Genomic DNA, 9,585 nt, shown 5'->3' with positions numbered 1-9,585 from the left:
AATCCATGTTAAAAGACAAACCAGGAACACCCTGAGAGCTCTCAGATTAGCTCAGAATCGTTTGTAAAGATAAACATGGGTAAAAGTTCATCTTGAATCTAAAATGCAATCTGAGCCTTTCTAGGGGGATGTAAAAAAATAAAGAGTTTGTCAAAAGTAACGTTTACACTCTCTCAAATCTAACTTTTTCTGTGCTATAATTAAATAGCTGTCCCCTAGACATCAGCTAGGAGGGAGGTGTTATCCTTGCATACTCTAGCAGAATTCGTTGTCTCGGTTTTGGCAGAAGTAGTTGCCCACTACATTTGCAAATGGTTTGACCGTGACAAAAACGACAGCGAGCCTACCCGTTAATCCGAAAGGAACGTAAAAAAAGCACCCCATCTTGCCCGATGGGGTGCTTTGGTGTTATTTAGCATACTCTAGTGCATAGTTATTATAGCATTTTTCCAAGTTTTTTGTCAAAATTATCGGGTTGTTAGGGCTATCGCCCTAACCGAGCAGGCGCCTGCTCGTCTAATTACAGCAAGTCAACGATAGAGCCCCTTGTTTTTATTTTGGCTAAAATCAAGATTTACACTTTTGCCAGACAGTTCTTTTTGTTGTTTTTCAGCTCTTTTAATCCGTTCATCAAGAGACAAATAACGTTCTGGGTCTTTTAATTTTTTGTTCTCAATTTCCAAATGACGAATATATTTTCTTTGCAACTCAACAGTATCAAACAATTGCTTTACGACATCTCGAATTTTTTTCAAGGCATCTAACGTAATTCCTTTCAGACCTGTAAAACTGCTTGAAGCTTTATTGATTATGTCTGCAACTTGAAATAATTTTAAATTAGGTTCAGTTTTTAAAAATTTTTCTGGTGTCGTTTCAAATAGTTCGAGTTCAAGTTTTGATTTTTGAAGTTTTAAATCTAAAATCTCTGTTTCGTTTCTGAGAGGCTCTATTTTGCTTTCTAAGCGTTCCAAAATATTTTTAGAGGTATTTAGCTGATTTTGCACCTCAGATGCCTCAGAATCGATTTTAAGAGCTTCTGAACGTGTTTTAGCTATAATTTCATCTGCTTGCTCTTTCGCACGCTCTAGGACGTTCTCAGCCTCTCTCATCATTTTTCGATATTCATTAGGTTTAACATAATCATGACTACCAACTTTTTTTCTTTCAGCACCAACTTGTTTTAAAAAATCTTCAAGTTTTTCAGTTTGCACCTGGCAAAATTCAGTGAAATCTAAATCGTTGTTCTTCAACCATTTTGAAAAAGATGGACGTTGTGACATTCCCTGTTTATAGCCGTCAGCAACAGGAACCACATTCAAATGCAAATGTGGCGTTGCCTCGTCCATATGAACCACAGCATTATAAACTTTCAAATCAGGAAATTCTTTTTCAAACCATTTTTCGTACTCAACTAATTTTTGCGCAAAGATTTCTCGAGCGTTTGTAGAATTTTCTACAAAATTTTTATCGCCGAACTGAATAATAAATTCTCGTTGCAAATCTAACGAACCATCGTTTTTAACTTTGAGATAATAATCATCAATTTTTCTATCGCTACGTTTTTGTTTTGAATTATAATTTTCAAGCGCAACCGAAAAATTTTCTTTGTACACTTCTCGAATTGATTTTTTGACAAGCAAAATATTCTCAGAAGTTTTCGTCCAATCGATGTGATTATGAAATTCATCGTATTTTTTCTCGTCAGAAATTTCTCGATTATTGTGAGAAATACTTGTCGATTTTCCAGATGTTCGGAATGAAACTGATACTTCAAGCATAAATTTTGACCTCGCTTAAATTAAGATAATCTAGCTTTATTATAGCACAAAGTTTTGTTACTTTTGACAAAAGTAACGCTTATGTACTTTTGACACGTTGTGTTCGAAAGTACGGGGGCTTTCTGCCGACACCTGCCGTGGGCTTGGCAAATAAATTTGCCAAATGAGAGGTCTTACCTCTCAAACTCTCCGCTTAAAATTTTACATGCCTGCGTTGCAAAATTATTCTAAAGAACTGAAAAAATTTCCGATTTTTTTGTCAATTCAAAACTCTTTAATAGGACATTATCACTTTCGAATGATATATCTACTTATCAAAAATTTTAATCTTTGACAAATGTTTTAAAATGGCGCTATAATATATGCAATAGAAAAATCATTTAAATAAAATAGTAGACTTGTTCCTAAACCATTCCTATCCTAAAAATTGGTAGAAAACTGAGGCTGAGCGTATGAAAAGACGAAATAAAATTATTATTGGTGTATCAGTATCAATTATATTTATGGGAGGCATTATCATGACACAAATGAAAACACCGTTTGATATTTTTTTAACTAAAGATTATACCAAACCAACAAAAGAAGAACAAATCAATTATTTAAAAAAGCATGAGCAAGAAATGACAAAGGGAGTTGAAGGGTGGAACCCTAAAATCAAATCTATCCAATGGCAATGGGATACTGTTGATGTTGGACAAATTGGGAATGGAACTCCTCAAGGTGGAGGCTGGATGTTAACTATTGAAGGGCGATTCAATGAGATGAAAGATTCTAGCTTTACTATAGGTTTTGAATTAAAAAATGAAAAATCTTTTCCGGATATGAATAATTTTTATCAAATGCAAGATTTTAGAATAGAAGGAGGAACTAAATTATATGAGTAATCTAGAAAATTTTAACAATATTTACGCTAATTTAGCTGAATCAGCCTATAATAACCGACCTAAAAATTTTCCACCTTATGCAAAAAAAGAAACAGAAACTCCTTTTAATTATTCAGAGGATGCATTGAATAAAAAAGGAGAAGTTCAAGTAAGCGGTGGCACCAACCTTCCAAACGATGGCATCGTCTATCTCCAACCCGACCCAACACTAAAAATTACAGATAAAACAATGACTACCCAAGTTCCTAAAATGAATGGTGGTTATGAAACTCAAACTCATATCACTGGCGAGAAACAAAAAGGATTATTGACAGATTCTGAGGCTGGTTTTAATGCTTATTTTGTGACAGATACGCCAAAACTTAATAAAGGAGACGAAACAAACCTATTTGGCTATTCGAGGGAGTGATGCTATAGGGCTTGACACGCTAAACGACTGGATAGGTAATGATGCCAACTTCACTCTGACCATTCCTATCCTAAAAATTAGTAGAAAACAGAGGCTGAGCGTATGAAAAGACGAAATAAAATTATTATTGGTGTATCAGTATCAATTATATTTATAGGAGGCATTATCATGACACAAATGAAAACACCATTTGATATTTTTTTAACCAAAGACTATACAACGCCAACAAAAGAAGAACAAATTGCTTATTTGAAAAAGCATGAACAAGAAATGACAGATTATGTCAAATCTGAAAATCCGAAAGTCGAAAGCGTGCAATGGGACTGGGATAGTGTGGACGTAGGTGTGGCAGGTAACGGAACGCCACAAGGAGCTGGAGTTTATTTAGATATATCAGGAAAATTTAATAATATTGAAGATTCTAGTTTAACCATGACTTGGCAGTTAAAAGATGAAAAATCTTTTCCTAAAATAAGTGCAATGTATTTATCACAACCATTAAGAATAGACGGGGGAGCAAAGTATTATGAGTAATCTAGGAAGCTTTAATAATATATATGCTAATTTAGCCGAATCAGCATATAATAAACGACCACTTAATTTTCCAATTAAAAGTAATAATAAAAAAGAACAGTTGTATGACTACTCTCAAGACACCATCTACAAGACTAATAGCGGAGAAACTAGTTTTACTCAAGGTGGCACGAATCTTCCAAACGATGGCATCGTCTATCTCCAACCCGACCCAACACTAAAAATCACAGATAAAACAATGACTATCCAAGTTCCTAAAATGAATGGTGGTTATGAAACTCAAACTCATATCACTGGCGAGAAACAAAAAGGATTATTGACAGATTCTGAGGCTGGTTTTAATGCTTATTTTGTGACGGATACGCCAAAACTTAATAAAGAGACGAAACAAACCTATTTGGCTATTCGAGGGAGTGATTCTATAGGACTTGACACGTTAAACGACTGGATAGGTAATGATGCCAATTTCACTCTGACCATTCCTATCCTAAAAAATTGTTAGAAAACTGAGGCTGAGTGTATGAAAAGACGAAATAAAATCATGATTGGCATATCAGTCATATTAATTATATTTACAGGAGGAATAATCATGACACAAATGAAAACACCATTTGATATTTTTCTAATCAAAGACTTTACTAAACCTACAAAGGCAGACTATATTGCTTATCTAAAAAAGCATGAACAAGAGATGACAGATTATGTTAAAGCACAAAATCCGAAAGTTAAAAGTGTGCAATTCGATTGGGATTCAGTTGAATCAGAAGTTGTTGGGAATGGAACTCCACAGGGCGGAGAGAATATTCTTTCCTTGAGGATTAATATTTTTGATAGTAAAAATGTAAAAATTAATGCTTTTGGTTTTGCAGTAGAACCGGATAATATAAGCAAGCCTGATGTCATTAAGGATATGTACACAATAAATGCTAACTATGATTATTTCGAGGTGAAATAAAATGACTAATTTAAATAACAACTCCAATATTTATGCAGATTTAGCTCAAGCTGCTTATAAGGACCGTCCCATACAATTCCCCTACAGTTCCACAAAATGGAATGATGAACAAAAAGAAGCATTTAACAACAAAGAAAGTGCTCCTTTTGATTTTAAAGAAGGTGGCATCGTCTACCTCCAACCCGACCCAACACTAAAAGTCACAGATAAAACAATGACTACCCAAGTTCCTAAAATGAATGGTGGTTATGAAACTCAAACTCATATCACTGGCGAGAAACAAAAAGGATTATTGACAGATTCTGAGGCTGGTTTTAATGCTTATTTTGTGACAGATACGCCAAAACTTAATAAAGAGACGAAACAAACCTATTTGGCTATTCGAGGGAGTGATGCTATAGGGCTTGACACGCTAAACGACTGGATAGGTAATGATGCCAATTTCGCTCTGACCAACTCCTATATCCCCCAAGCCAAACTTGCCAATCAGGCTTTGGTATCAAAAATAAAAGAGATAAATGAACAAGCGCCGAACGCCAAACTCAATGTCACAGGTCATTCACTTGGTACGATGATTGCAGCACAAGCAGTCGCCAAACTTTATCAAGATGATCCAAAAGCTTTTGAAACGATAGGGGAAGTGGTGCTATTTGATGGGCCAGATGTGACACAGAGTTTAAAAAATATGGGACTGACAGATAAAGAAATCAAAGAAAGTGGGAAAAAAGTTACCTACTATGTAAATCCATTTGATATTGTAAGTATGTTGAATCGGACAGCACCTTATGAAGAACAGTTTGGTACAGTATATGTTATTGTACCGCTAAATTTTAATACAACTTTTGAAAGCAAAAATAGTAGTCATGATTTTGGTGAATTCCAGATAGATGCTCAAGGGAAACCGTTAGTCGCAACGAAAGATTTTCATCCCGAAATGTTAGAAGCAGGAACTAATTTGGCAAATCTAATTCAAAATACTATCGCTAAGGTAGGAACGCTTGCGGTGGGAATTTCAACTACATTGCTTGTTTCAGCACTTTCAGGTGGTATTGTCGGTTTGATTGCACTTGGATTGACAGCAGCACAAGCTAAGGCTATCTATGATGAGTTTGATAAGTCTTATAAATATATTATCAAAGTAGCTAAAGAAAAAGCTGAGGAATGGAATGAAGACCATATGCCTGAGTATCAAAATCGTATTCGTTCAGCGACAGGAGCTCAAAAAATAGAACTTCGAGCAGAGCTATTACAAATGGTTGCACAGGATGCTGTCATAAAGTCTGAGAAATTTACGACCGATGTCAAAGAGAAATTAACAACTGCTAAAGAAAAAGTTCAAAAAGATATTGTTAATACGCAACAAGCAGTGAATAATGTTGTTCAGTATTTAAATTATTGGGAAGTTGGGGAGCTATTAGCGGATTTTGATTTGTCCCATTTTTGGAATGTTGGTATTGAAGAAGAAACGAATAAGGCAACTCAAAAATATCAAACAGAGATAGAACAATTTTCTACAACTTTGCTAAAAATCGCTCAAAACATTCAAGAAGTAGATGCACAGGGTGCTTCAGGATTTAACGATTTGATGAACGAGACAAAAGTGAACTGGGGGTAGGAAAATGTTATATGAAAATACGCTAGGAAATCCGTTTTTAGATATAGATTTTATGAATAATCAATTAATAGAAACGATGAAAACGCAAGAAAGGATTGCTATCGCAGCTATTCTTATGGCAAAAAGAATAGAAATAACAGCTCAAGGTACAAGTTTATCTCAAAGCCTGAGTGAAAAGAAAACCGAGATGGTCAATTTTGCAAGTCAAACTATTGTCTCCAACTTTAAAGAAGGGCTATCGGGTCAATCTGCTGTTGCAGCAGAAGAGAGGTTGAAAACAAGCAGTTTTCAACCAGACTTGAAAAGTCCAATGAAATGAAGGATAATGTTTAGAGGAAATGATGATGGACAATTACGAACGCCAACAATTTGAGGATGCTCATGATAACAATATACGTCTTTTTAATGAAGCAGAACAAATCATAAACGATTATCGAAGAGAAGCTAACCAGAAAACAAGCCAGTTAGTTGATTATGTTTCTAGTTTCTATCAAAATCTACCTGATGGTGTCCCAAGAAATTTAAGTTTTCAATTTGAAGAAAAATTTAACGAGTATGATAGAGTCTTGAAAAAGAAAGAAGAAGAACTTGAAGTAGCTCGTGATGAAGAACGACGCGACTTTAATCAAAAGATGGAATGGTAAAAAAATATTCTGATTGCGGAGAAAGATATTGTTGTAAATGGCAAAATAAATTACTATGTTGATTGTCATCCCTGTTTTAACTGGTCTTATCGTTGAATTTATTTCGATGATGGTTGCTCGTTGGTTTAACGGGCATGATGACGATTAAAGGCGTGCCTATCAAATAAACCCACACGCTAGTCGTCGCAGCTAGTGCAAAAAAAGACCCTAGAGATTCGCCGTCTCTAGGGTCTTTGTGTTGTAAATTGCAAATTACTATGTTTCGCTAAACTCATTATACCACGATTTCAAAATCTATGTCAAAAAAAGCGGGCAAGCTAGTTTAGCTTTCTTGATTTCTTGACGAATTTTAAAAAGATTTACAAAAAACTTTAAATACCCCCTAGAAAGGCTCAGATTGCATTTTAGATTCAAGATGAACTTTTACCCATGTTTATCTTTACAAACGATTCTGAGCTAATCTGAGAGCTCTCAGTGTGTTCCTGGTTTGTCTTTTAACATGGATTCGGTCATTTTATTTTGCGTTTGATGTCAAAGGTGGCGAACAAGAACGTGAATACCACGGTTCCTGTCCATTTTTAGCCCTCTTTTGAACTTGGGAAAAAGGGAGGCTTGCCCCGTAAAATGCCCCTGGAAATTTCGTCAGAAATTTACCTTACATTTCAGAGAATGCAAAACGTAAAGTCCGAAAAAGTCAATAGGCAATGGACTTTACGTTTTGCGTAGTCCGAATTGGAGTACCCAAAACGTTTAAGTATTAAATATCTTTTTTGTCATGGTAAAATTGTCCAACCGTCATTTTCGTATACTAAGCAATCTCGGTATAATTCATCATGATTTTCATCATAGATGACTTTAACCAAAATTTCTGAAAATGGTTTTTGATAAAGAAATATTTCCATGTCGCTACCAGTTTGTTTAATGCTCAGTCCATTTTGAAATTGCGGAATTTCTGTGAGTATAGGGTTTTCTAAATTACTTAAATCATCGTCAAAATATTTTTTTACTAGGTTAATCATGTGTTATCCTTTCTGAACAAATCTATACCAATTTCAGCTAAATTTCTTGATTTACGTTATGAGCATAAGGGGAATCTGACCCCAAAATAGGGGTAAACCGCAGAGCGGTTTGATTTCTAGGGGGGACAGAAATTGGTCTAAAAGTGCAAGTTTTGCACCAGTTTTCCGCCTATTTTGGTTCAAAACTTGCACCAAAACAGTGTTTAGTGCAAAACTTGCACCAAAAGCGTCAAAAGTACATAGAGTTTTGACAAAATGAACAGGTGCAAATTTTGCACCTAACAAAACTTGCACCTGTTTTTGTTATTTTTTCGACTTTGACCAATCATTTCACGTAATAGTTTTGTCGCTCGTTGTTCCAGAGAACTGAACTTTAAATATCAAAACTTGTTTGTTCTTCGTTTTCAAAGTTCATTTTTTTAATAGCTTGTTTTTTTATTTGTTCAAGGTTTTTAATTTCTTCCTCAGTGGTTTGATTTTTATAATTTGGGTCAGACCACTCAGGTGTTTGCTTTTTATTTTGATTATCGTACTTGTTTTCGATGTAGGTGCCTGTTTGTTTCTGTTGGAAAGTAAACTCAAACCCAAGCAACTGATTGCCACGTCTGCGTGACTTGATTTTGTGGACTTTTAAGCCCTTAAAAATAGCTGGCAATTCGTTCATGACTGGTTTTAATACTCTTTTATCGATGTCGCTAGGGCTATAAGACTTTGGAATGGCTAAAAGCAATCTGAAATCTTCAATAGTCACTTTCCAAAAGCCTGTCCTGCGAAATTGTTTTAAAAAACGGTAAACAGATTTTGAGTAAACAGATTTTAGGGTTGCGAATTCTAAGAAGTCAAACTGCGTCCACTCTTTCGTGTCGATATTTAGGCGGTTCAGAATATACTCCATTTTTTCAGACACTTGAACAGTCACAGTATGCTCAGTCATATCGACAGCAAGCTCTTGAAATAGCGGTAATACTCGAAAAACGTTATCTTCGATATTTCTATAAACTAATTGCCCTACTTTGTTAGCGACTGTCACCATAGCCTTGTTCCAACGTTCAGGCTTCTTAGGGTCGAAATTAACGTATTCACGCAGGGTATATGTGTCGAATTTGAGTTCTTTTGTCCCCTCGTCTCGAACTTGTGTCAATATTGCGAACAAGAAATTCATTTCTTCCGCTGTCCATTTGCCAATGGATAGGGTGTTCATCTCATTTTTGTAGCGTGTCACTTCTTTCATAAGTCATACCTCTCTTTAGTCTCTTAATATTATATAAAAAAAGATTATATAAGTCAAGTATATTTACGCCCCTTTATCCCCCCATTTTGCCCCTTTAAAGGTGTCCTAACCCCAGTCATACCAACCGTCCCCAGACCCCTAAAAGAACTTAAAAAGATTTATAAAAGATTAATAAAAGAGTATCCACCTAAAATTTTGACTAGATTTTCACTCCAAAATCAAAAGAAAAAAAGGTAAATTTCTGACGAAATTTCAAGGGGCATTTTACGGGGCAAGCCCCCTTTTCTCTTCGAGAAAATTCCCCCAAGTTCAAAAGAGGGCTGAAAAGGAACAGGAACGTGGTATTCACGTGCTTGTTCGCCACCTTTGACATCAAACGCAAAATAAAGTGACCGAATCCATGTTAAAAGACAAACCAGGAACACCCTGAGAGCTCTCAGATTAGCTCAGAATCGTTTGTAAAGATAAACATGGGTAAAAGTTCATCTTGAATCTAAAATGCAATCTGAGCCTTTC

Annotated in this window: 12 protein-coding genes; 8 read left to right on the top strand and 4 right to left on the bottom strand. The window is 35.4% G+C overall.

Translation table 11 applies throughout. The annotated features are described in order from the left end of the window. Positions 1 to 530: 530 nt before the first annotated feature. Positions 531 to 1,778, bottom strand: a complete 1,248-nt coding sequence (locus tag Hs30E_RS09545; protein WP_172209724.1) for a plasmid recombination protein — start codon at positions 1,776 to 1,778, stop codon at positions 531 to 533. A gap of 518 nt (positions 1,779 to 2,296) precedes the next feature. Here Hs30E_RS09545 and Hs30E_RS09540 point away from each other — a divergent pair. The 8 genes from Hs30E_RS09540 (at position 2,297) to Hs30E_RS09505 (ending at position 6,819) form a co-directional block, all read left to right on the top strand. Beyond that, positions 2,297 to 2,662, top strand: a complete 366-nt coding sequence (locus Hs30E_RS09540; RefSeq protein WP_172209723.1) for a hypothetical protein — start codon at positions 2,297 to 2,299, stop codon at positions 2,660 to 2,662. Then, a complete protein-coding gene (locus Hs30E_RS09535; protein WP_228462043.1) occupies positions 2,655 to 3,071 on the top strand; it encodes a hypothetical protein in 417 nt (138 codons plus the stop codon). The genes Hs30E_RS09540 and Hs30E_RS09535 overlap by 8 nt, the downstream gene beginning before the upstream one ends. A gap of 168 nt (positions 3,072 to 3,239) precedes the next feature. After that, positions 3,240 to 3,605, top strand: a complete 366-nt coding sequence (locus Hs30E_RS09530) for a hypothetical protein (protein ID WP_228462042.1) — start codon at positions 3,240 to 3,242, stop codon at positions 3,603 to 3,605. Beyond that, a complete protein-coding gene (locus tag Hs30E_RS09525) occupies positions 3,598 to 4,107 on the top strand; it encodes a hypothetical protein (protein ID WP_172209721.1) in 510 nt (169 codons plus the stop codon). Before Hs30E_RS09530 ends, Hs30E_RS09525 begins: the two co-directional genes overlap by 8 nt. An 87-nt stretch (positions 4,108 to 4,194) precedes the next feature. Beyond that, complete coding sequence (locus Hs30E_RS09520; protein WP_172209720.1) at positions 4,195 to 4,560, top strand: hypothetical protein; 366 nt, start codon at positions 4,195 to 4,197, stop codon at positions 4,558 to 4,560. Between the two features lies 1 nt (position 4,561). Continuing rightward, the gene (locus tag Hs30E_RS09515) at positions 4,562 to 6,175 is read left to right on the top strand and encodes a lipase family protein (protein ID WP_172209719.1); all 1,614 of its coding nucleotides are present in this window, start codon (positions 4,562 to 4,564) and stop codon (positions 6,173 to 6,175) included. Positions 6,176 to 6,179: 4 nt separating this feature from the next. Then, positions 6,180 to 6,494 carry a hypothetical protein gene (locus Hs30E_RS09510; protein ID WP_172209718.1) on the top strand — a complete coding sequence of 105 codons (315 nt, stop codon included), beginning with the start codon at positions 6,180 to 6,182 and terminating at the stop codon, positions 6,492 to 6,494. Between the two features lie 25 nt (positions 6,495 to 6,519). Next, positions 6,520 to 6,819, top strand: a complete 300-nt coding sequence (locus tag Hs30E_RS09505; RefSeq protein WP_172209717.1) for a hypothetical protein — start codon at positions 6,520 to 6,522, stop codon at positions 6,817 to 6,819. A gap of 773 nt (positions 6,820 to 7,592) precedes the next feature. On the opposite strand, the gene Hs30E_RS09500 is transcribed toward Hs30E_RS09505, so the two are convergent. The 3 genes from Hs30E_RS09500 to Hs30E_RS09490 all read right to left on the bottom strand — a co-directional run bounded on the left by Hs30E_RS09500 (position 7,593) and on the right by Hs30E_RS09490 (position 9,069). Beyond that, on the bottom strand, positions 7,593 to 7,838 hold the full coding sequence (locus Hs30E_RS09500) for a hypothetical protein (protein ID WP_172209716.1): 246 nt from the start codon (positions 7,836 to 7,838) through the stop codon (positions 7,593 to 7,595). 51 nt (positions 7,839 to 7,889) lie between these two features. Then, on the bottom strand, positions 7,890 to 8,123 hold the full coding sequence (locus tag Hs30E_RS09495; protein WP_172209715.1) for a hypothetical protein: 234 nt from the start codon (positions 8,121 to 8,123) through the stop codon (positions 7,890 to 7,892). Positions 8,124 to 8,211: 88 nt separating this feature from the next. After that, entirely contained in the window at positions 8,212 to 9,069 is an 858-nt protein-coding gene (locus Hs30E_RS09490; protein WP_172209714.1) for a replication initiation protein, read from the bottom strand. Positions 9,070 to 9,585 lie beyond the last annotated feature (516 nt).

Source organism: Pseudolactococcus hodotermopsidis (assembly GCF_011170085.1).
Taxonomy (GTDB): Bacteria; Bacillota; Bacilli; order Lactobacillales; family Streptococcaceae; genus Pseudolactococcus; species Pseudolactococcus hodotermopsidis.
Note: the sequence above shows the minus strand (reverse complement) of the source record. Positions and strands in the feature narration are given on the sequence as shown.

Coding starts and splice junctions, on each gene's coding strand:
- Hs30E_RS09510 (WP_172209718.1), top strand. CDS start 6,180: ATGTTATATGAAAATACGCTAGGAAATCCGTTTTTAGATATAGATTTT.
- Hs30E_RS09525 (WP_172209721.1), top strand. CDS start 3,598: ATGAGTAATCTAGGAAGCTTTAATAATATATATGCTAATTTAGCCGAA.
- Hs30E_RS09505 (WP_172209717.1), top strand. CDS start 6,520: ATGGACAATTACGAACGCCAACAATTTGAGGATGCTCATGATAACAAT.
- Hs30E_RS09515 (WP_172209719.1), top strand. CDS start 4,562: ATGACTAATTTAAATAACAACTCCAATATTTATGCAGATTTAGCTCAA.
- Hs30E_RS09540 (WP_172209723.1), top strand. CDS start 2,297: ATGACACAAATGAAAACACCGTTTGATATTTTTTTAACTAAAGATTAT.
- Hs30E_RS09520 (WP_172209720.1), top strand. CDS start 4,195: ATGACACAAATGAAAACACCATTTGATATTTTTCTAATCAAAGACTTT.
- Hs30E_RS09535 (WP_228462043.1), top strand. CDS start 2,655: ATGAGTAATCTAGAAAATTTTAACAATATTTACGCTAATTTAGCTGAA.
- Hs30E_RS09545 (WP_172209724.1), bottom strand. CDS start 1,778: ATGCTTGAAGTATCAGTTTCATTCCGAACATCTGGAAAATCGACAAGT.
- Hs30E_RS09490 (WP_172209714.1), bottom strand. CDS start 9,069: ATGAAAGAAGTGACACGCTACAAAAATGAGATGAACACCCTATCCATT.
- Hs30E_RS09500 (WP_172209716.1), bottom strand. CDS start 7,838: ATGATTAACCTAGTAAAAAAATATTTTGACGATGATTTAAGTAATTTA.
- Hs30E_RS09530 (WP_228462042.1), top strand. CDS start 3,240: ATGACACAAATGAAAACACCATTTGATATTTTTTTAACCAAAGACTAT.